At 55.1% G+C, this 21,928-nt stretch carries 13 protein-coding genes and 1 CRISPR repeat array (1 of these 14 cut by a window edge); of the genes, 2 read left to right on the forward strand and 11 right to left on the reverse strand.

The window, feature by feature from the left end; translation table 11 throughout:
- Positions 1-4,783: direct repeats of the CRISPR family, unit length 36 nt; unit sequence GTTTGATTACCAGTTAGATCGACACTGCTCCAAAAC; it begins 114 nt to the left of the window's first position.
- A gap of 55 nt (positions 4,784-4,838) precedes the next feature.
- The 5 genes from csn2 to ACQRAP_RS00550 all read right to left on the reverse strand — a co-directional run bounded on the left by csn2 (position 4,839) and on the right by ACQRAP_RS00550 (position 12,623).
- Positions 4,839-5,519: a type II-A CRISPR-associated protein Csn2 gene (csn2, locus tag ACQRAP_RS00530; protein WP_154515875.1), complete on the reverse strand. Its 681-nt coding sequence runs from the start codon at positions 5,517-5,519 to the stop codon at positions 4,839-4,841.
- Positions 5,516-5,824: a CRISPR-associated endonuclease Cas2 gene (gene cas2 / locus ACQRAP_RS00535; protein WP_427794632.1), complete on the reverse strand. Its 309-nt coding sequence runs from the start codon at positions 5,822-5,824 to the stop codon at positions 5,516-5,518. Before cas2 ends, csn2 begins: the two co-directional genes overlap by 4 nt.
- A gap of 23 nt (positions 5,825-5,847) precedes the next feature.
- Positions 5,848-6,729 carry a type II CRISPR-associated endonuclease Cas1 gene (cas1, locus tag ACQRAP_RS00540; RefSeq protein ID WP_427794633.1) on the reverse strand — a complete coding sequence of 294 codons (882 nt, stop codon included), beginning with the start codon at positions 6,727-6,729 and terminating at the stop codon, positions 5,848-5,850.
- Positions 6,716-10,924: a type II CRISPR RNA-guided endonuclease Cas9 gene (gene cas9, locus ACQRAP_RS00545; protein WP_427794634.1), complete on the reverse strand. Its 4,209-nt coding sequence runs from the start codon at positions 10,922-10,924 to the stop codon at positions 6,716-6,718. The genes cas1 and cas9 overlap by 14 nt, the downstream gene beginning before the upstream one ends.
- Before the next feature lie 361 nt (positions 10,925-11,285).
- On the reverse strand, positions 11,286-12,623 hold the full coding sequence (locus tag ACQRAP_RS00550; protein ID WP_427794635.1) for a hypothetical protein: 1,338 nt from the start codon (positions 12,621-12,623) through the stop codon (positions 11,286-11,288).
- A 218-nt stretch (positions 12,624-12,841) separates the two neighbouring features.
- On the opposite strand from ACQRAP_RS00550, the gene ACQRAP_RS00555 reads away from it, so the two are divergent.
- Positions 12,842-14,023: a cation diffusion facilitator family transporter gene (locus ACQRAP_RS00555; RefSeq protein ID WP_427794636.1), complete on the forward strand. Its 1,182-nt coding sequence runs from the start codon at positions 12,842-12,844 to the stop codon at positions 14,021-14,023.
- Between the two features lie 18 nt (positions 14,024-14,041).
- Here the strand turns inward: ACQRAP_RS00555 and ACQRAP_RS00560 are convergent, their stop codons facing one another.
- On the reverse strand, positions 14,042-14,998 hold the full coding sequence (locus ACQRAP_RS00560; RefSeq protein ID WP_427794637.1) for a hypothetical protein: 957 nt from the start codon (positions 14,996-14,998) through the stop codon (positions 14,042-14,044).
- Between the two features lie 138 nt (positions 14,999-15,136).
- Here ACQRAP_RS00560 and ACQRAP_RS00565 point away from each other — a divergent pair, with 138 nt between their 5' ends.
- The gene (locus ACQRAP_RS00565) at positions 15,137-15,373 is read left to right on the forward strand and encodes a hypothetical protein (RefSeq protein ID WP_035137347.1); all 237 of its coding nucleotides are present in this window, start codon (positions 15,137-15,139) and stop codon (positions 15,371-15,373) included.
- A 290-nt stretch (positions 15,374-15,663) separates the two neighbouring features.
- Here the strand turns inward: ACQRAP_RS00565 and ACQRAP_RS00570 are convergent, their stop codons facing one another.
- The 5 genes from ACQRAP_RS00570 to ruvC all read right to left on the reverse strand — a co-directional run bounded on the left by ACQRAP_RS00570 (position 15,664) and on the right by ruvC (position 21,899).
- Positions 15,664-17,685: a zinc-ribbon domain-containing protein gene (locus ACQRAP_RS00570; protein WP_427794638.1), complete on the reverse strand. Its 2,022-nt coding sequence runs from the start codon at positions 17,683-17,685 to the stop codon at positions 15,664-15,666.
- A 191-nt stretch (positions 17,686-17,876) separates the two neighbouring features.
- Positions 17,877-19,544, reverse strand: a complete 1,668-nt coding sequence (locus tag ACQRAP_RS00575) for a formate--tetrahydrofolate ligase (protein ID WP_427794639.1) — start codon at positions 19,542-19,544, stop codon at positions 17,877-17,879.
- A gap of 146 nt (positions 19,545-19,690) precedes the next feature.
- Complete coding sequence (gene ruvB / locus ACQRAP_RS00580) at positions 19,691-20,758, reverse strand: Holliday junction branch migration DNA helicase RuvB (protein ID WP_427794640.1); 1,068 nt, start codon at positions 20,756-20,758, stop codon at positions 19,691-19,693.
- Positions 20,758-21,378 (reverse strand): Holliday junction branch migration protein RuvA, encoded by a 621-nt coding sequence (gene ruvA / locus ACQRAP_RS00585; RefSeq protein WP_427793317.1) that lies wholly within the window; start codon positions 21,376-21,378, stop codon positions 20,758-20,760. The genes ruvB and ruvA overlap by 1 nt, the downstream gene beginning before the upstream one ends.
- Positions 21,378-21,899 (reverse strand): crossover junction endodeoxyribonuclease RuvC, encoded by a 522-nt coding sequence (gene ruvC / locus ACQRAP_RS00590; RefSeq protein ID WP_035137351.1) that lies wholly within the window; start codon positions 21,897-21,899, stop codon positions 21,378-21,380. Before ruvC ends, ruvA begins: the two co-directional genes overlap by 1 nt.
- Positions 21,900-21,928 lie beyond the last annotated feature (29 nt).

Consider the following 21,928-nt stretch of genomic DNA (forward strand, 5'->3'; position numbering starts at 1 on the left):
ATTAAAGACGAGGACGGGTTTGATTACCAGTTAGATCGACACTGCTCCAAAACCCAGGGTACTGTCAACACCAACTGTGGTCAGTTTGATTACCAGTTAGATCGACACTGCTCCAAAACAACTTCTGGAAAGATTCCGCGATGCGAGCGTTTGATTACCAGTTAGATCGACACTGCTCCAAAACGCAAAGTTGACCTTCAGCTTGATGAAATCAGTTTGATTACCAGTTAGATCGACACTGCTCCAAAACGCTACACGTGGGACTTCGTCGTGTTGAACGTTTGATTACCAGTTAGATCGACACTGCTCCAAAACATGGCCGGCTTCGGTATCCCGGCGTATGCGTTTGATTACCAGTTAGATCGACACTGCTCCAAAACTTTCATAGGTTTACGCTATATCATGCAAGTGTTTGATTACCAGTTAGATCGACACTGCTCCAAAACCGATGCCGTTGATCTGCGCCAATGTCTGGGTTTGATTACCAGTTAGATCGACACTGCTCCAAAACAGGTTCATCGTCACCTCCAATATAGGGAAGTTTGATTACCAGTTAGATCGACACTGCTCCAAAACGGACGGCAGACCAATATCGACACTGCCTCAGTTTGATTACCAGTTAGATCGACACTGCTCCAAAACCGTCCGCGGTGGGGTGCTCCACGTCACCGTGTTTGATTACCAGTTAGATCGACACTGCTCCAAAACCCGCTATCGAGCATCACGGTAGTGCGCGGTGTTTGATTACCAGTTAGATCGACACTGCTCCAAAACAGCGGCGTCAACCAGGCTGTCGTGTCGCAGTTTGATTACCAGTTAGATCGACACTGCTCCAAAACTCGTGTTCGCAGTGACCTCGATGAGATGGAGTTTGATTACCAGTTAGATCGACACTGCTCCAAAACTCGTTTGCTTTGCGTCCTCGGTCTCTGCGAGTTTGATTACCAGTTAGATCGACACTGCTCCAAAACCGATCGCCGAGTCAGCCGAGACGAGTTTACGTTTGATTACCAGTTAGATCGACACTGCTCCAAAACTGACTTCAAGCTCTACACTATACGTTAGGGTTTGATTACCAGTTAGATCGACACTGCTCCAAAACTTCAACCGCGACTACGAGGGCGAGATTCGAGGTTTGATTACCAGTTAGATCGACACTGCTCCAAAACCGTGCCATTCATTCATTAACGGGTCGAGGGTTTGATTACCAGTTAGATCGACACTGCTCCAAAACACGGTTGCGGAACAGTCACGACGGAACACAGTTTGATTACCAGTTAGATCGACACTGCTCCAAAACCCACCTTGCGGTTGTTGACGTTGAATGCCGTTTGATTACCAGTTAGATCGACACTGCTCCAAAACGCGGATGCTCGCATACTGAGCCGCTAAAAAGTTTGATTACCAGTTAGATCGACACTGCTCCAAAACAGACGGTCGAGACGGTCGTGAAGATTGACGTTTGATTACCAGTTAGATCGACACTGCTCCAAAACTCTCTGATACTGTTGCAACTACTGAAAAAGGTTTGATTACCAGTTAGATCGACACTGCTCCAAAACCCGCTTGCCATGCTGTTCACGTGGTGAGCTGTTTGATTACCAGTTAGATCGACACTGCTCCAAAACCAAAGCAGTACGGCTACATCGAGATGTGGAGTTTGATTACCAGTTAGATCGACACTGCTCCAAAACAAAATATCTCGCCTGAAACCGCATTCCCAAGTTTGATTACCAGTTAGATCGACACTGCTCCAAAACTTATGAGACTTGGCGCTATCTTATGACCGTGTTTGATTACCAGTTAGATCGACACTGCTCCAAAACTGTTATGCTCCAAACTGTAGCAGTGATGAGTTTGATTACCAGTTAGATCGACACTGCTCCAAAACCGTACTTGTCGACGTCGACCGTTAAAAGGAGGTTTGATTACCAGTTAGATCGACACTGCTCCAAAACTTTCGGTAGCAATTAAAACGTTAATGTATGGTTTGATTACCAGTTAGATCGACACTGCTCCAAAACTCGGGCACCTCGAATATCTCGAATGGTGTGTTTGATTACCAGTTAGATCGACACTGCTCCAAAACCATCCCTCCATGAGGGAGCGGCTGCTGCATGTTTGATTACCAGTTAGATCGACACTGCTCCAAAACTCGCTGGTCCTCATGTCACTCCTTGATGAGGTTTGATTACCAGTTAGATCGACACTGCTCCAAAACTGCAACTCTTCGCAGTCTCGATAGCATCGGGTTTGATTACCAGTTAGATCGACACTGCTCCAAAACTAGAGATGAACGGCGTAAAGTGCGGCACGAGTTTGATTACCAGTTAGATCGACACTGCTCCAAAACCAGTATTGAGCCAAGGAGGTGAGCACATGGTTTGATTACCAGTTAGATCGACACTGCTCCAAAACACCTGATAGCGCCGCTATATGCTACTAGCTGTTTGATTACCAGTTAGATCGGCACTGCTCCAAAACATAATGTATATAAAGAGCTTGGATGTCAAGGTTTGATTACCAGTTAGATCGACACTGCTCCAAAACTCCGGAGGCCGAGGCGCTTGAAGATGCCGTGTTTGATTACCAGTTAGATCGACACTGCTCCAAAACCCAGCACCGTGAGCGTATCGTTTTAATCGGGTTTGATTACCAGTTAGATCGACACTGCTCCAAAACAGCGATACACGGCCAACCGATTCCCGAAGGGTTTGATTACCAGTTAGATCGACACTGCTCCAAAACGGTCTTCCACGACCTTCATGCCCCAGAGCAGTTTGATTACCAGTTAGATCGACACTGCTCCAAAACGAGCCACCCGGCGCGCGCGGTGGTCTGCGAGTTTGATTACCAGTTAGATCGACACTGCTCCAAAACTTCCCGAGTGGAGCCTTGGACGCTGTGACGTTTGATTACCAGTTAGATCGACACTGCTCCAAAACCCATTTGGTCCTCCTTGACCTCGAAACCAGTTTGATTACCAGTTAGATCGACACTGCTCCAAAACCGCTTGCCATGCTGTTCACGTGGTGAGCTTGTTTGATTACCAGTTAGATCGACACTGCTCCAAAACGTTCAAGTGATTAATCGCCTGTCGTTCGGGGTTTGATTACCAGTTAGATCGACACTGCTCCAAAACGCTTGCCCAGTGGTTGCGATCTGGCTTCGCGTTTGATTACCAGTTAGATCGACACTGCTCCAAAACGGATCGCGCCTCGGATGGCGGACACGATGTGTTTGATTACCAGTTAGATCGACACTGCTCCAAAACGCGCACGTTCAAAGCTGATTGTAAAGAGTGGTTTGATTACCAGTTAGATCGACACTGCTCCAAAACTGGATTACCCGGCAAAATCACTGGCGCATGTTTGATTACCAGTTAGATCGACACTGCTCCAAAACCAAAGCGAATCGCTGTGCGAGCAATAAGCGTTTGATTACCAGTTAGATCGACACTGCTCCAAAACCGTACTGGTCGACGTCGACAGTTAGAAGGAGTTTGATTACCAGTTAGATCGACACTGCTCCAAAACCGGATGCGCTTGTATCCGGTTGGGATTTTGGTTTGATTACCAGTTAGATCGACACTGCTCCAAAACCGCGAGGTTGAAGTAATGATTTCTCATTATGTTTGATTACCAGTTAGATCGACACTGCTCCAAAACTTATCTCGATATATCCAACGGGGAGAACTGGTTTGATTACCAGTTAGATCGACACTGCTCCAAAACGACCCTTAAGGCCGTTAGGGACGAGTCAATGTTTGATTACCAGTTAGATCGACACTGCTCCAAAACCCAGCATGGCGTTGAGGGCGGAGTCGCACGTTTGATTACCAGTTAGATCGACACTGCTCCAAAACTCCATCGGACGCGACAATGTATCCAGTAAGTTTGATTACCAGTTAGATCGACACTGCTCCAAAACGGTAGCCGATCGTCACGCCCGTGGGATCGGTTTGATTACCAGTTAGATCGACACTGCTCCAAAACGGGTATGTTTGGGCGTGCGAGTTGGTTTTAGTTTGATTACCAGTTAGATCGACACTGCTCCAAAACTGCGACCAACGTATTTATCATAATAAATAGTTTGATTACCAGTTAGATCGACACTGCTCCAAAACTTGCCTAAGTTAGGGTTTTGACACCCCGCGGTTTGATTACCAGTTAGATCGACACTGCTCCAAAACATGAGACCGTCATGTTCGGTAACGCCCCCGTTTGATTACCAGTTAGATCGACACTGCTCCAAAACATATGCGATTAACCCATAGGTGCATCATCAGTTTGATTACCAGTTAGATCGACACTGCTCCAAAACAGACAGACCGCGCGTACAACCTAGATCTGGTTTGATTACCAGTTAGATCGACACTGCTCCAAAACACCCTCCATTGCCTCATGCTCGGTCTGAAGTTTGATTACCAGTTAGATCGACACTGCTCCAAAACTTTAATGAAGGACTACTTCCATTGAAAGGAGTTTGATTACCAGTTAGATCGACACTGCTCCAAAACCCGCCTCAGGGTTTTCCAAGGCCCTCTGGTGTTTGATTACCAGTTAGATCGACACTGCTCCAAAACGGACGGCAGAGCAGTATCGCTACTGCCTCAGTTTGATTACCAGTTAGATCGACACTGCTCCAAAACTGGTCATGTCCTTTGTTTTCCCGTTTATCCGTTTGATTACCAGTTAGATCGACACTGCTCCAAAACCCACGAGGTGCCCATGGTCAGGTTGTAGGTGTTTGATTACCAGTTAGATCGACACTGCTCCAAAACCATTGGAGTAAAATCCCTACTGCGACGGGACGTTCAATCTAACCGGTCAGTTCTTTCAATGCTCTAAAAACTGCAGGTCAACCGTTAGTTTATGTTCATGTCCATAAGACATGGTGTCTTTTTTATTCTCCAGGAGCAACAGACTCAACTTAAGGAAAAACACGTGGTCATAGAGCGTTTGCAGCTCATTTTCCGTCAAAAAAGTTTTGAGATTTACAAATACGATTGTCTTTCTACAGCCAGCGTCAAGAGCAAATGAAAGGAAATTCAGCAGATTATCAAGGAACGATTTATCTTCTTGAGGCGCTGCGCCAAATCCTAAAAACTTGAGGTAGCGCTTCAAATCCCATTCTAACCCAAACCCCAAATCGGCATTAAAGCCAAGGTTCAATCCACCCAAACGCAGCTTTATTGCTCGTTCAGCCTCTTCCACTTGCATACGCAAATCTTCGTCTTCTAGAAACTCGCGCTCAACCTTCTTGGTGATTGCGGTCATAAACGCACGGTCATCCCATGGAAGATTCAACGCATCAGGTACCACCATCAGAGCGTTGCCGGGCTTAATCTCCTCATCGTCTTTCCAAAGGGAATAAGGCTCCATTGCCTGTCGTCCCAATCCGTTTTGCAAAGAAGCTACAATCCGCGCGAACAGAGCCGAGTTCTCGACTTGCAAAACCGATGTCTCCCCTGCTGTTAGCTCCAACGAGTTCTCAAGTCCCGCAAATACGAGCCTCATAAAACCAGAAGCTCCTCCATCGTGTCTATCTCCTCATGGGTCTCACGACTGCCCGTTATGTACTCCATGGTCGAAAACTGAGATTCAGTCACGCGTAACACCTGCACGAGGCCGGCGGGCGGGCGATGCTTCCTGAGCCTTTGCACCGCGCTTCCCGCCGCCCCATCATTAACAACGAGCTTTGCATACACGGATTCCTGGAGCATAAGATAGCCATCTTTAAGAAGAAATTTACGGAACACCCGGTAGTCTTTTCTCTGCGCAGGAGTATCGACGGGCAAATCAAAGAAGACAACAAGCCTCATATATCTGATCCTTTCCCCGGCACTCATACGACCTCAAACGACTCGATCTCATCTACCGACAGCTTCCGGTCAAGAGCCTTGAGGCAGTCGGCAACATACAGAGAAATTACGGAACCCACGCGATACGTGCCGCCTCGATATGCGATCCCCTGATTAAGCATGTCGACCAAAAGCAGCTTTGTCTCCTTAGAGAACTCGCCGTCAAAGTTGTCAAACACAATACGGTCTACAAGAGGCCTAAACGGCTCCATAAAATCACAGCTCAAGTTGAACTGGTTAAACTCATTTCTGTGACAAATCCCCGCCTGCGTAAGGTATCCGCGCGCCGCAATCTCGCGATTAACGCTCGACAGCAGAATCGCATAGCCGTAATTGAGAGCAGCGTTCAGAGGCGTGTCATCATCCCTCGAGAAGGACGAACCAAACAGAGAGCTGAAATACAGCCGGGCTGCATGTCCTTCGCGATTCGTCGTATCACCCGAACGCACCTCGGCAACAATGCTCCTGAGCGTCTCGCCCTGTTCCTCACGCGCACGGGCGTGGAGCACATCAGACTGATGCTTGATTTTGTCGCGCACGATTCGTTGCCATACGCGCTTTTTGATCGGCTCGCCCCACTCAAGCTGCTCCGCAATACGCTTGCTGGTGTTATGAGCCCCGTATAGCGGCAAATATTGCCCAATGGGGTCGCGTTTCTCGTCAGAAACGACAAACGCGACCTTTGCCTTGGCAAGCTCCGAGAGCAGATAAGCACTTATGAACACCTGATTGGTCTGAAGGACGACCGACGAAATCTCCGAAAGGTGGACTTTCGCCGTGTCGTCCTCCCGACGGACAACCATGTACCCGCCCTTGTACTGCAATTTGCAGGGGCTAGAAATGACAATGTTCCTAAAGCCCGACACGAGTCCTTCTCTCGAACATACCCGTTACGGACTGGTCAACAATAAAGAATGTGACTTGTGGATCGTTCAGCAACTTAGAGAATACGATGCTCATATGACCCGCTTTAGAAGGACCTCCCACCATCGACAAATCAACAATTCGATCGTTGCCATTTACGAGCGCAATAAGACCGCTAAGCAACTTTTTCCTCTGATCAGCAGAAAGATTCGCGTACGCCTCATCAAACCTGCCCAGATTTAGCTGCAACGACAAGCGTTTATTAAAAGTGAGCAGTGATTGATTAATTCCTAGCCAAATGGTATTTAGCTCAGCGATAGCATCAGAGGTTGGCATCTCGTCAGCAAATAGCAGGGCGCTCATCTCATCCTGCGAAAACGACAGTTGAGAACCCGATCTGACCTCCTTTGCGCCAGTAATAATCAAACGGTCTCCATCCACCTCAATCAGCTGTTTCTTGTAGATCTTCGACCTCGTGATACCGATGTATTCCAGGCCCTCCTTCTCCGCAAGTCCCCTCGCATACTCACCAAGCGCTGCCGAGTCGCCCTCGATGCGCGCCGCAAGCCACACGGGAACCTGAGAGAACCGGAACACCGGCTTACCTTTCTTTTTGGCCTCATAGATAAAGAAATACGCAAACTGCTGGCTCGAAAAACCGCCGTATTGTTTGGCGTCGAGCCCCTGTTTGGTCGACAACTCAAGCTTTGCGCCCATCTTGGGATCACGCGGCGAGTAAATCGTTGCCTTCCAGAACGCGCCCGTATCCTCCTGCGGCATCCTCGAGATGTAGCACTGGCGGTAGTTGAGCGCACGGCGAATGCCCTCGACCTCTGCCGCTGCGTTCCAGCCGTCCGGAAGATACTTTCCCCTATAACGTTTGACTTCGTCGTCCTCGGTCCAGGCATCGTCAAAGACCTCACCCGTCTCGGGATCAAAACCCGCAGTCATAAAACTATTGACGACAAATCCGGCCGATCCAGGCATGCGATGGGTTTTCTTAAACAGCTCGGACTGCTCGCGCACGTATTTCTTAATCACATGCGAGTAGCCAATGGGGTTCTCATACATTCCGGGGTGGCGCATCTGAATAAACAGCCCCAAGCGGCATGCCAGATAGGCATCGTGCGCATGATGGAAATCATTGGCTTCGCGGCATTTGACCAAGCCAGCTGCCTCACGAAGATTGTGCGACACGCTCGCCTTAACGGGAACGATCTTCGTCCCCTCATCGGCATAACGTGCCTCAAGCAACGCCTGCGCCATCTTGACCATCTGGCTCGTCTCCACGAGCTGACGCGCGACAAAGCCCTTCATAGCGTTCTCGTTTATGGAAGAACGCAGCAGGTTGCGATACTTTTTATCGCCAATGAGCTTCGCCTGATGCAGCTGTTTCCACGTCTCGCCCATCTTCCAGCGAATGCTCTTATCAATCAAAAGCTGGTCGGTCTTGTGCTGGTTCTCCTCGCGGTACACCAGCGCCTTGTTTTCGAGGCTGTCGTCCTTAATGTAGGCACGCGGAATGATATGGTCGACCTCGTACTCGCCCGAGCCTGCCATAAGCTTATTGAGATCGATAGCGCGGCCGGAATACAGGCATTTTCCGTTTTGCATCAGATAGAGGGTCAAGCGCTCGTCAAGGTCTACATTGGCTGCCTTGAGCTCTTTAAAATCGTCCATAACAGCCAGGTTGCCGCCCTCGGCCTTGAACGCCTTGAGAGCGTCCTCGATGGCGTCCCAGCGCTTCGTAGTCCGCTTGCCCTTTTTCTTTTCGTCCTCGTCGCGAGTCACCTCAACAAAAACGTTAGCCGGCGCGTGCCCCGCAATCCTTGCGATTTCGTCAACAATGCGAATCGCTTGATTCAGGCTGCGACGAATCGCCGGAGATCCGGGAAGCTCATTTACGCCTAGAGTCTTCTCATGTTCGGCATAGTATTTGCGATTGTGCTCATCCACTTTTTCCTGGAAGCCCAGTGTGTTGTCGTGGAGAATCTCCATCATCACCATGGTCTCGCCCAGGCGACGCTCGGAGCTGGGGTTTCCCTCTCGCAGCACGTCCATGATGCTCATAGAGCGACCAGCTTGCGTATCAATCCTGATGCCCGTCAGGAACTTCTCCGACAGACGTCCCCAACCAGTCAGGCGCTTTTTGCAGATCTTTTTTATCTGCTCGGCATCGAGCATTCCGTTGCCACTGGGGCCAAACTCATCCTGCAGTTTTTCCTTAAGGATCGAGCGGTCCTCGAACAACGTGTTCCAAAGAATGATCTTTTCGATAACCGGATACTCGGCGCGGCTCAACTCATCCACGCCAAAGATATCCTTGGCAAAGAAGATGTACGAGCCCATCTTTGATTCAAGGCCGCTCTCACCCTGGCCACCGCGGACAACCGGATTTGTCGCGTCGCCCTCTTTTACCAGCCAGTCGGCAATCATCTTGTAGGTAACGCGACGTTTTTTATGGAAAAGCTCATGGACAATGCCTTCGCGCTGCGCGGCATCCAGGCGCTGCCAATCGTCACCATCTTCGGACCAGCGAACACCATTGAGTTCATTCAGAACGCAGAACTCCTCATAGAGCAGAGACTGCTTGGGAAGCACCTTTTCACCAGCAAGATACGTGCAATCGCCCGTCATGCGCAGAATAAAGTTCTCGGCGCTCTTGTTCTTATCGATCACGGTATCCCAGTTCCAAGGCGTGATCGTCGCATCTTCCATGCCGGGCTTACGCTCGGACCATTGGAATCGGTGGTTGCCATGTTTGTCCTGGGCAGCATTTTTAGGCGTCAGCGGTCCCACATAGTACGGGATACGGAACGTGACCAGGCTCTCGATCTTCGCTGCATCGTCCTTGAGGAACGGATAGAAGCGGCCCTGGTTTTTGAGAATAGCCTGCAACTCCTCAAGATGCAGCTGATAGTAGATGGCACCGTTATCACTCGTCTTAAGGCGACGCAAAAAGCGTTGTTTGTCGAATGCGTCCATCATGGCAATATAGCGCTCATCCGTCTCCGCACCCGTTCCCGCAAAGAGCTTCTTTACGGATTTAGCGAAGTCATCATAGGACAGTTTATGCAGGTCATATGCGGTGTAACCCTGTGCCTTAGAGGCATCGTAGTCGCGCGAGGGGTCATCGCTATTCGAATCGTGATAGGTTGCGCCGCGGAAGAAAGACTCATATGAGCCGGGAGCATATTCGTGGACCAAAGTCTTGAGTCGATCAAGATCATTCGCGTAACAATTATATTTTTCGATCATGTTGACCGAGATTGTCTGGCCCTCAGCATAGGACAAAAGCCCCTGCAGCACGTAAGCAGAGTAAACACCGCAAACGGACTCAAGAAGCTCGACGCAGTCATCGGGACATGCGGCCTGCAGCGCTTCTAACTTCTCGTCATCCGAAAGCGCGAGCTTAGTCGCCTCGCACTCAAACTCGCCAAACACATCTTTGAACTCGCATTGGAGACCGACGACAGCGCTCGACAAACCCTTCGCCAGCTTTTTGTTCGCAGCCGCATCCGCAGTATCCACTTTAACAAGCGCCTGAATGTCTTTTGCCTTTTGCGAACGAGAAGATCGCTCATCAGCCAAGATCTTCGCTACAGAGAGTTCATCAAGCTTCGCGAACTCATATTCTCTCGATTCACACCATGCCTTCAGAGCGCCATTGAGATTCTTAAGGGCATCGGATGTCTTTGCCGTCTTTGCCGTCAGCTTCTCCCCCTGGCGCAAGAAGTTACCGCGATGCTTAACGATGTTATGGATTGCGAGATACACCAATCGAAGATCGGCCTGCTCATCGGTGTCCATAAGGTAAGTGCGCAGATGATAGATGGTCGGGAAGCGATCGTAGTAATCGGCCTTCGTGAAGTCCTTGGTAAAGATCGGATCGCCCTCAATGGTCCGCGACTGGTTAAGTCGCATGAAAAAGCCCGGATCAACCTCGCTCATCGCAGGCTCGAACAGCTTTTGCAGCAAGTCGAGGCGCCAGCGGCGGCGCACGTAACGGCGACGCTGTCCACGATGAACGCGCGCCTCGGACGCCGGCTGTGCGCTATCGAACAAACGACTGCCCCACGTCGGCTGTTTCTTAAAATGCAGAAGCTTGCCCTGGGCATCGGTCACCGCCCAGCCAACGGAGCCAGTTCCCATGTCGAGGCCGATATTGTAGTCGCCAGAGTAGTTTCTTAAATTCATGTCGACCAGCCCTTCCGCGCTGTGTTACAGTTGCCTTGTCGATTACCAGTTACATCGACACTGCGAGTCAAAATACGGCTTTGCCAAAAATGCCTTCCTTGGAAGGCGTCCCGTAGGGGACAATTTGACTTGCCAGAGGGGTTCCATTCGGGACCCCTCTTTTTTGATGCTACTACCGCGAACGGACATTTTTTAATAGCTATCGGCAAACGTAATGTTGCTCAACGTTCGTGCTGTGAGCGTGAGCGTTTAATGGAGTGCCTGCGGGTCCTGCTGCCGCACAAAACGGGGCGGCCCGCACCCCTGCGAGCCGCCCTGCACCCCCGGTCATCACGTTACAGCGCCAACCGGCACTACTCCCCTACTTCCCAAATAGCGCACCCAGCAGGCCGCGGCGTTTGGGCTTCTCTTCTCGGTAGGAACCCTCGGCCGCCGCTGCCACCTGACGCGGTTGCCCGCCACCTCCACGGCGCACGATCTGGTACAGAAACGGCGATTTAACGTATTTGACCTCGATGGGCGTGGCATGCACGGTGCTTTCGCTCGACAGCATCACGTTGGGATTGAGCGGTGCCACCACATGCGTCTCGCGCTTGTCGCTAAACACTACCGCGGCCGCACGACCCGTCTGGCCGTTTACGGCAATGCGCACCTGCTCGCCTTCGCGGCTGTCCGACGCCGGACGATCGACAAAGTAGACCGGCACCATCACCAGACCATCCTTGTGCTTGCGGGCCTTGCGCGCCCACGTGCGGATACTCTTTTTATTGAGCCCCAACACCGCCTCGGCATCGTTTCCGGCAACGTCGAGCGCCAGCTTATCAATGACCACCTGGTCCTTGGTAGACGCATCGACGGAAACAACGCGAAAGTCACCTTCCTGCATGGCAGGATCGAACGGCCCCACCCTGCCAAAGTCCCACGGCTCCAAAATGCCCATAAGACGAACGTCCAGGTAGTTTGCCCGCGGGTATGCCCAGTCGAGCACCTCGTAGTACACCAAGGTCTCCTTGCTCAGCCCCTTGCCCGGGAAGGACGCCATCATGCGCAAATCCGCGAGCGCCATGGGAAAGTAGAAGAGCATCATGTCGTTTTGGATCGCGTCTTCTACATCGTGACCGGCAAAGGCTTCCGCATACTGGTGCACCAGCTGCAGCGCGTTGGCACGTGCCTGCTGCGGCGAGATTTCGCAGGGAATACCCTGCTCGGGTACATACTCCGCACCAACGCCCATGGTCAGGCGCTTGCTAAAGGTGCCGGGCTTGAGTAGGTCTGCAACGCCGATCTTATTGCCGCAGGACGGGCATTCAAACACGCGCTGGGTCGACTCGCCTTCGAAGGATGCGCCACAGAAGGGGCACGGGATGCTCACGTGCGTAGCCTCCTGGAACTCCTGCGCCGTGCCGCGGTCCTCCCACAGTAGATGCTCCAGAACCGACTGGTTGCGCCAGTGCGCGTTGAAGAAATACCAGTCGGGATCCACCGGGCGCTCGAGCTGCGACACATGGGTGAGCTTAAGCAGCCCATCGACAACCGTCAGCGGCGCATGGCGAATGCCCAGGGCGCTCTTGGGCTCCCCCGCATCGGCCTGCCACGGAACGACCGTGCCGCAATAGGCGCACTCAAAGCTGCGTTGAGCCTGGTGTGAGTACATGGGGCCGCCGCAGTTTTGGCATTTAATGGCAAACATCTCGTCCATGGATACATCCTCCTTTACGCAGGGGCTGTCGACATTAAGTATGTCGGGCAGGCAGGCACATGCCCATACCCATGTGGCCCAAAATGGAGCACCCGGTCGGACAAGAAGCCCCGATCGTTAGCTCCAGCAGACCATTGCTGCATTTTCTGAGCATCGGCGCACGGCGCGCCCATGCGAGCTACACTATCCCCTTAAACGAGGATGCGAGGAGGTACGCCATGCTATTTGTAAATCGGCTGGTACATACACTTGTTCCTGGCAGCGAGGGCGAGCCGGTCGATGCATCATGTCGCACTAACGCGGGCTTTGCCGCAAGCCTCATCTGCATTGGCCTCAACATTACCCTGTGCCTGGCCAAGGGCATCGCGGGTCTGCTCGCCGGCTCTGTCTCGCTCATCGCCGATGCCTTTAACAACCTCTCCGACGCCTCGAGCAACATTGTGAGCTTGCTCGGGTTCCGCCTTGCCAGCCGCCCGGCAGACGAAGGCCACCCCTATGGCCACGGCCGTTACGAATATCTCGCCGGCTTGTTTGTCGCCGTCCTCGTTTGTGCCGTCGGCATCAACCTGGTGCTCGAGTCCATTACCAAGATCATCAAGCCCTCCCCCACCGCCTACACGCTGGTCTCCCTAGCCGCCCTCGTCTTGTCCATGCTCGTCAAATTATGGATGGCCGCATTCAACCGCGCGCTGGGCGACCGCATCGACTCGGAGACGCTCATCGCCACGGCGCAGGACTCCAAAAACGACGTCATCGCCTCGGGCTCGGTCTTGGCGGCGGCGCTTATTTCGCAGACGACCGGCTTTGACCTCGATGGCTGGGCAGGCCTGGGTGTGGGTATCTTCATCTGCATCAGCGGCATGGGCCTGGTGCGCGACGCCATCAGCCCGCTGTTGGGACAAGCGCCCGACCCCAAGCTCGTCCAGGAAATCCGCGACAGGATCATGTCGTACCCCCAGGTCTTGGGCACACACGACCTCATGGTGCACGACTACGGCCCCGGCCGTCAGTTTGCCAGCGCACACGTGGAAATGCCCGGCGAGGGCGATGCCTTTGAGCACCACGAGATCCTGGACACCATCGAGCACGATATTAAACGCCAGATGGGCATCGACATCACGCTGCACTGCGACCCCATCGCCACCACCGGTGACGACCTACGCGGCTGGGTCAAGCGTGGCGTGATGCAGATCGATCCCGCGCTCTCCATCCACGACCTGCACGAACACGATGGCTTTGTGTCATTTGACCTGGTGCGTCCCGACGGTTTTCGCATCTCCGACGACGAGCTGTTGGAGCGCGTAACGCATATCGTGCACGAGCGCAGGCCCGATGCATCATGCGTTGTCACGTTTGACTCGGGCTTTAGCTCGCCCGACCGTCCGGCCGAGCAGTTGTAGCCCCGCTCCGCTCGGCCGCTAGTTTCCCTGCGCGCCCGAAATGCCATTTTGCAGGGCATCCCAGGCGTTCGTTGCCATATCGCCCAGATTCTGAGCAGTATCACCGAGGTTCTGGGCTGTGTCGCCCAGCTCTTGCGCCTTGTCTCCCAACTCCTGTGCCTTGTTGCTCAGGTCTTCCAGCGTGTTGGAGCTCGAGCTGTCCGCGCCGCCCTGATCGCCGGACGCGTTGCTCGACGAGCTGTCCTTGCGCGTGAGCTGAATCTCAAGGTTGCCGTCACCGTTGTAGTAGGCAGATGTGACGACCCAGTTGGCATCGACGACGGGCGTCGAGCCGTCGTCGGTCAGAATCACGGCATTCGAAAGATCGGCCCCGCGCGACTTGAGGAGCTTCTTGGCGTTTGACCAGTACTGACCCGGGATATCGCTCAGGTCGACGGTGCCGGACTGGGCAGTCTCGGTCTGCTCGGCCATGGTATCAGTCGTGGCGCCCCGCTTGTTGAGCATGCCCGACACGATGGCAAACACAACCGACAAGGCAAAGAAGATCGCCAGCACGATAAGAATCTTCTTGATCACGCTCGACGAACGCGAAGGCTTCTTCTCCTCGTCCTCGCCATACTGGGGGATGGACTTGGGATACTCACGATACGGCTCGCGCGCGTATCGGTCGTGCGACTCGTAGCGCGGCTGTGCCGTGCGCGGCATATATGTCGTCTGCTGGGGCTGCGGAATGGGATTTTGCAGCAGGTCATCATAAGGGTCTACCGCCGCGTTGCCGTAGGGGTTCTGCGATGAGACACCATGCGGGTCCTGCGCCGCGTTTCCGTAATTCACAACGCGCGTAGGATCGGCCGACACCTGCGTCGTATCGGGGGCAGCGTAGCCGGGATTCGGCACGACGCGGGTCTCATCGGCGCCATTGCCCGTCCGCGGGGAGCCGTAGCCACCCATTACGGTCGTCTTGTCCTGGTCCATGCAACGATTCCTTTCCGTCGCCCGTAAGCATCAAGATATCCATGCATTCTACCCGCGCAAAAGCCTATGATGGACAAAGCCCGCCGGTATCTACAAGACATGCGCGGCCGACGGTCACAAGCGAATCGAGGATATGTCATGGCAAAAAGCAAGCTCATCAAGGACACGACGCGTGCCGAGCGTGAGGAGATCATCAAGCTAGCGCTCGCGGGCTGCGGCAACGGCAGCTGCGACAACTGCGGCAGCTGCAGCTTGGGAGCCGGCGACCCGTACGGTACCTACCAGCCCTACATTGACGGCGAGATGGAAATCGCCGACATCAACATGATGGTCGCCGAGCGCAACGCCAAACTTTTCGGCCTCCAGCGCGGCTAACGACCTCTTCTTGGGCTGTGCACCACAAAATGCGCCCATCTACTACGTTTAACCCAAGGGTGCCAACCATAGCCATATTTGTGTTAACAAAACCGCAGGTAAACGTCTTGCCGGATTGTTAAAAAACGCTCCATGGTCGGTCCAACCCTGGCAAACGTAGTAGATGGGCGCTTTTCGTGGCGCGGCTGGCCCAGACAGCTTGTCTCGGAGCCAATTTGCATCAAAAAGTCCCCGGCGGCGCTGCGTTTTGCGCCACCGGGGACTGTTCAATTTATCCCTCGCGGTCCACCTTACTCATTGGGTACGTACGTAGCCCTGGCTCGCTCGGGCGTCACGTCCTGACCACTGGAATAGCTCGAGTCGAATGCGTGCGCAACCAAGTCGTGCGTATCCCATGCCATGCAGTCAAACTCACCAGTATCGAGGACAACGATATAGCCCTTGCCGTCGTAGTAGAAATGGTCCTCGGTGTAGTTATTGTCATCGTCGATGTTGTCTTCAGACACAGAGTCCATATCCGGCTTTGCCGTCTTAATTGCCTGCTTGGCCTCACTCTTGAGGGTATCGAACGAGAGCCCGTGCTGCGCAAGCGAGTCCTCGAGCGAAACCTGCTCACCCGTCTTGAGGTTGTAGAACGCCGACCTTGTCACTCGCTCCGATCGATACGGAGGCTGATAGCTGTCGGTAAACGTGCGCACACAGGCAATATCGCCATCGATCGAGACGATCTCGGCGGTGTACATCATGGTCACGCGGCTGTCCTCGTCATCCATCGAGGCCTGCTTGCTCGCATCGAGCGTATCCGCAACGAGCTGGACCATATCCTTGTTAAACTTGGCGACACCAACGCCCTGGCCCTTCACCTGGGGATAGGTCCACGTTGCCGTGATCTGGCACGTGTCATCGGGGGACGGATTCAGCGGGCCTTCGCCAACCGCAGCCGTAAAGTCAACATCCTGCGTGGCAGAAACGGCCTCGTAGCCCACCTGCACATCATCGCCAGCGTCCTTCGACTTCAGCTGCTCCAGCGTCGTGGCGACCGTACCAATGGTGCTGTTAACCGAGCTCTCGTCGGCATATAAGAAACCAAAACCGCCCAAAGAGGCAGAACCGACTTCATTCGGGGCAACAAGGTCGGTCATGGCTTTGAATGACTTGCCGTCGTAGCCAATGAATTTAACTTGGTATTCGTGAGCAGAAGGACCACTTTCGCCAGAGAGATTGCTTTGTTTAATTGCTGTCCCATGGTCATACCACTGCGAAAAACCAATCTTGCCCTCGTATTCATCAAGCCAGACAGACACACACGCCTCCTGATGAGATACGTTTACCTCTGGCGTGTAGACCTTCTCAATCTCGCCATTCTTATACGCCCAGACCTCAAGATGCGCAGCGGCTGCGTTATCCCCACGGTCCACCGGTTCATCGGAATACTCAATCAGCAGCTCATCTTGACCATCGCCATCAAAGTCAATGAGCTTGGCGTAAGCAACACCCTGGGCTCCATACGCATATTCATCGAACCCGACAGCCTCGCCCTCGCCGTACTTCTTTTGGTACTCGAGAATCTTATCGGTGAACAGCTCGTTTGCCGTCTTGACCGCCGCCTTGGCAGAGGCTTTGGCCTCCTTTTTGGACTGCGTGAGCTCGACATTCTTGGGGGCGTCCGAACCTTCCTTGGTATAGTCGACCTTCATGGTTGTCGTGCTCTTCTTTTTGCCCTTACCCGAGGTGATGGTCATCTGGTACTTCTGATCGGGCAGCTCGCCAAAATCTTCCATGGCAAAGCCGTCCTCGCCATCGACCTTGATGGTGTAGCTCTTGCCCTTGCCGGACACCGGCGCCAGCTCGACGGTATAGCTCTTGAGCTTTTTACCCTTGCTGTTCTTGGGCAGCACTTTAGTCTCGCACGCGCAGACAACATAGCCCTTGCCGCCCGAAGTCACCTCGGACGACGCGCCAATACGCGGCACGATCACGATAGCGGCAACAATGGCGACAACGGCAACACCGCCGATAACGGCCGCGACGATACGGCCCTTGTGCTTGGATTTCTTTGGCTGCGGCGTCGGGACAAACGCCCGAGAAGCCTCGGCAGGCTCGGTCATAGGCTCCTCATAACGAGGCTGCGCCGCCATATGAGCCGAGATACCCTGAGGAGCGTGCTGCCCCGCAGGAGCGGAAGCCGGCGCGTCCTCCATCGGAAACGCCACGGGCTCCGCTTGGTCCTCGGTGCCACCCACGCGAGCCCCGCAGCTCGTGCAAAACGTGGAGCCGTCGGGTATTTGAGCTCCACACTTGGTGCAATACATCACATCTCCCGTCTCTCGCCGCAGCCGCAATGCGCCCGCGCAGTTCTTCCAACTACACCGTACGAGAGAAATCCCCATTCTTGTTGCGCAACATTGCCGCCGCAAAAAATGATCCCTTGGGGACGAAGGAAAAAGCCCCGCCGGGCCTTGGTAGGCACGGCGGGGCGGGCAAGCGGCTATGAGCAGCAGGCTTAGAACAGGCCGGTGATGTTGCCGTCGTTGTCGACGTCGATGTTCTCTGCCGCGGGAACCTTGGGCAGGCCCGGCATGGTCAGAACGCTGCCGGTCAGCGCGACCACAAAGTGGGCACCGGCGGAAACCTTGAGCTCGCGCACGGTGATGCGGAAGCCCTCGGGCGCGCCCAGAGCCTTGGCGTTATCGCTAAAGCTGTACTGGGTCTTGGCGACGCACACCGGCAGGTTACCAAAGCCGTTCTCGCGCAGCTCGGCGAGCTGGCGCTTGGCAGCCGGCGTAAAGTCGACGCCATCGGCGCGGTAGACCTTGGTGGCAACGGCCTCCAGGGCGTCGGCCACATCGGCACCGTCCTCGTAGGCAAACTTGAGCTCGCTCGGCTGCTCAATCAGGCGCATGACCTCATCGGCCAGGTCGAGCGCACCCTCGCCGCCCTTGGCCCAAACCTCGGACAGCTTAACGTTGACGCCGAGCTTCTGGCACTCGGACTCGATGAGCGCAAGTTCGGCCTCGGTGTCCGTCGGGAAGCGGTTGATGGCGACCACGCAGGGAAGACCATAGACGTTCTGGATGTTGTCGACGTGGCGCAGCAGGTTGGGCATGCCGGCCTTAAGGGCCTCGAGGTTCTCGTCGTTGAGGTCGGCCTTGGCAACACCGCCGTTGTACTTAAGCGCGCGGGCGGTGGCGACAACCACGACAGCACTGGGTCGAACGCCCGTCATGCGGCACTTGATGTCCAGGAACTTCTCGGCACCAAGGTCGGCGCCAAAGCCGGCCTCGGTAATCGCAACATCGCCAAAACGCATGGCCATGCGGGTGGCCATGATGGAGTTGCAGCCGTGGGCGATATTGGCGAAGGGGCCGCCGTGGACAAACGCGGGCGTGCCCTCGAGCGTCTGCACCAGGTTGGGCTTGAGCGCATCCTTAAGCAGCGCGGCCATGGCGCCCTGGGCCTTAAGATCGCGGGCGCGGACGGGCTCGCCGGCATAGCTGTAGCCGACAACGATCTCGCCCAAGCGCTCCTTAAGATCGTTGATGCTCGTGGACAGGCACAGGATTGCCATGACCTCGGAGGCAACGGTGATATCGAAGCCGTCCTCGCGCGGCACGCCCTGGGCCTTGCCGCCAATGCCATCGATAACATGGCGCAGTTGACGGTCGTTCATGTCGACGACGCGCTTCCAGGTGATGCGCTTAACATCGATGCCGAGCTGGTTGCCCTGCTGAATATGGTTGTCGAGCATGGCTGCCAGCAGGTTGTTGGCGGCACCGATAGCATGGAAGTCACCGGTAAAGTGCAGGTTGATGTCCTCCATGGGGATGACCTGGGCCCAGCCGCCGCCGGCGGCACCGCCCTTGACGCCAAAGACGGGACCGAGCGAAGGCTCGCGCAGGGCAACGGCGCTCTTGACGCCGCGACGACGCAGACCGTCGGCCAGACCGATGGTCGTGGTGGTCTTGCCCTCGCCCGCAGGCGTGGGATTAATAGCGGTCACAAGGACAAGCTTGGCCTGGTGATCAGTTGGCTCGTTGAGCAGAGAATAGTCGACCTTTGCCTTGTCGAAGCCGTACGGAATCAGGTGCTTAACGTCGACGCCGGCGTTCTTGGCCACCTCGGTAATAGGCAGCGGCGTAACAGAACGTGCGATTTCGATGTCAGTAGGCATGGGCGGTCCTTTCGTTACCGGATGAGAAAAAGACCAATTCAGCATAGCACGGGCGCGCAATAGTAAAACACCCGTAACCGATGAACGGCGATATGTTTATCCAATGTCCAGCGATAGCCTAACAGCCCGCCAAAACAAACCCGCCCCTAAACGGTAGGTTCAATCCCCAAGTGCTCAAAGGTGCGAAGGGTTGCCTGACGGCCCTGCGGCGTGCGAATCATCAACCCGCACTGCAACAGGTAGGGTTCGTAGACATCTTCGAGCGTACCCGGATCCTCGCCCACCGCGCTGGCAAGGGTCGTCAGGCCCACGGCACGGCCGGAGAACGTCTTGGCGAGCGTCTCCAAGATGCGAATGTCCATCCAGTCCAGACCAAGCTCATCAATCTCAAAGAACTCGAGCGCCTGACGGCAGATATCAAGCTCAATAGGACCGTTGCCGCGCACCTGGGCGTAATCGCGCACGCGCTTGAGCAAGCGGTTGGCAAGACGCGGCGTACCACGCGAGCGTGAGCCGATCTCGAGCGCGCTCGGATGGTCTATTGTCACGCCCAAAATGGTTGCCGAGCGCGTCACGATCTGGGCAAGCTCCTCGACCGTGTAGTAGTCCAGGCGATACGAAATACCAAAACGGTCGCGCAGCGGGCCGGTCAGCATACCCGAGCGGGTCGTTGCCGCCACCAGCGTAAACTTGGGGATATCCAGGCGAATCGAGCGCGCCGCCGGACCTTTGCCAATCACGATATCGAGCGCAAAGTCCTCCATCGCGGGATACAGGACTTCCTCCACCGAACGGTTGAGACGGTGGATCTCGTCGATAAACAGCACGTCACCCGGCTGTAAGTTGGTAAGGATGGCCGCCAGGTCGCCGGTGCGCGCGATGGCCGGGCCACTCGTCGTCTTAATCTGAGCGCCCAGCTCGTTGGCGATAACGGTGGCCAGCGTGGTCTTGCCCAGACCCGGAGGGCCCGAGAAGATCACGTGGTCGAGCGTCTCGCCACGGCTCTGCGCCGCCTCGATCAGCACGCGAAGGCTCTGCTTGATATGCTCCTGACCGCAGTAGTCGTCCAGGTGCTGGGGACGCAGGGTACGGTCGACATCGAGGTCCTCGGGCGTCAGCTCCGAGCCCACCATGCGCTCGCCATGCGCCATGGATACCGCCGGCGAGTTGCCGGGCGTCGCCCACAGGTCCTGAGAGTCATCGGCTTCCCACATCACGCATCCATTCCGAGTCGCTTAAGCGCCGCGCCGAGCAGATCCTCGACACGCATATCCTGCCCATCATACCCGCTCAGAGCGACATCGGCCTCCTGCGGGCTAAAGCCCATGGAAAGGAGTGCCGCGCGGGCATCATCGATGGCCGAGGGAGCGGCAGCGGGCACGGGCATCGCAACCTGTCCGGGAATCACGTCGACCGGCACAAAGCCCTTATCCTTGGCAAAGGTACTCTTGAGCTCCAGAATGAGGCGCTGAGCTGTCTTTTTACCCACACCGGGTACCTTGGCCATGCCCTTGTCGTCCTCGGCCATCACCAGCGAATACAGCTGCCCCACGGTATAGGTGGAAAGCACGGCGAGCGCCAAGCGCGGACCAACGCCCGAGACGGACACGAGCCGGTCGAACATCGTGCGCTCGTCCTTGGAGGCAAAACCAAAGAGCGTCATGGCGTCCTCGCGCACCTGCATGCGCGTGTAGAGGCGGACCTCGCCGCCGGGCGTCGGCAACGTGGCCGCAGTGCTGCCCGAGATGCCGAGCTCAAAGCCCACGCCCGACACATCGACGACAGCAGAGCTCATCGTGGCCTCGACAAGCGTTCCGTGGAGCTGGGAGATCATCAGTATCCGGTTCCTCTCTGTTGATAGAACTCGCCGCCGGTAAGCGCTCGGGTGCGGCTGAGGTTAACGTGGCAGATGGCGCAGGCCAGGGCATCGGCGGCATGGTCGGGGTGCGGGTCGTGATCGAGCTGCGTAAGCGTACGAACCATGTAGGCGACCTGTCGCTTATCTGCGGCGCCGGTGCCCACAACAGCCTGCTTAATCTGCATAGGCGTGTATTCGCCAATCTCGAGCGCGCATTCCGAAAGCGCCACAAGCGCAGCGCCGCGGGCATGCGCCGTGGGGATGGCCGAACGAACGTTAGCGCCAAAGTAGATGCTCTCGATAGCAGCGGTATCGGGACGATAGCGTTCGACAACGCCCTTAAGGTCGCGGGCGATATGCGACAGGCGCACCGCGAGCGGACTTCCAGCACTGGTCTCGATGCAGCCATAGGCACGACAGCGAACCTCGCCACGTCGTTCCTCGATAATCCCCCACCCCGTATGGGCCAAACCAGGGTCGATACCCAAGATAACCAAGCCAACCTCCCCTCGCCACAAGCGCAGCG

The sequence above is a fragment of the Collinsella sp. SGI.180 genome (assembly GCF_050313455.1).
GTDB lineage: Bacteria > Actinomycetota > Coriobacteriia > Coriobacteriales > Coriobacteriaceae > Collinsella.

Excerpts from the sequence above, each read along its gene's own strand:
- cas9 (WP_427794634.1), bottom strand. The coding sequence starts at position 10,924 with ATGAATTTAAGAAACTACTCTGGCGACTACAATATCGGCCTCGACATG.
- ACQRAP_RS00555 (WP_427794636.1), top strand. The coding sequence starts at position 12,842 with ATGCTATTTGTAAATCGGCTGGTACATACACTTGTTCCTGGCAGCGAG.
- ACQRAP_RS00560 (WP_427794637.1), bottom strand. The coding sequence starts at position 14,998 with ATGGACCAGGACAAGACGACCGTAATGGGTGGCTACGGCTCCCCGCGG.
- ruvA (WP_427793317.1), bottom strand. The coding sequence starts at position 21,378 with ATGATCTCCCAGCTCCACGGAACGCTTGTCGAGGCCACGATGAGCTCT.
- ACQRAP_RS00575 (WP_427794639.1), bottom strand. The coding sequence starts at position 19,544 with ATGCCTACTGACATCGAAATCGCACGTTCTGTTACGCCGCTGCCTATT.
- cas2 (WP_427794632.1), bottom strand. The coding sequence starts at position 5,824 with ATGAGGCTTGTTGTCTTCTTTGATTTGCCCGTCGATACTCCTGCGCAG.
- ACQRAP_RS00570 (WP_427794638.1), bottom strand. The coding sequence starts at position 17,685 with ATGTATTGCACCAAGTGTGGAGCTCAAATACCCGACGGCTCCACGTTT.
- ACQRAP_RS00550 (WP_427794635.1), bottom strand. The coding sequence starts at position 12,623 with ATGGACGAGATGTTTGCCATTAAATGCCAAAACTGCGGCGGCCCCATG.
- ruvB (WP_427794640.1), bottom strand. The coding sequence starts at position 20,758 with ATGTGGGAAGCCGATGACTCTCAGGACCTGTGGGCGACGCCCGGCAAC.
- csn2 (WP_154515875.1), bottom strand. The coding sequence starts at position 5,519 with ATGAGGCTCGTATTTGCGGGACTTGAGAACTCGTTGGAGCTAACAGCA.
- ACQRAP_RS00565 (WP_035137347.1), top strand. The coding sequence starts at position 15,137 with ATGGCAAAAAGCAAGCTCATCAAGGACACGACGCGTGCCGAGCGTGAG.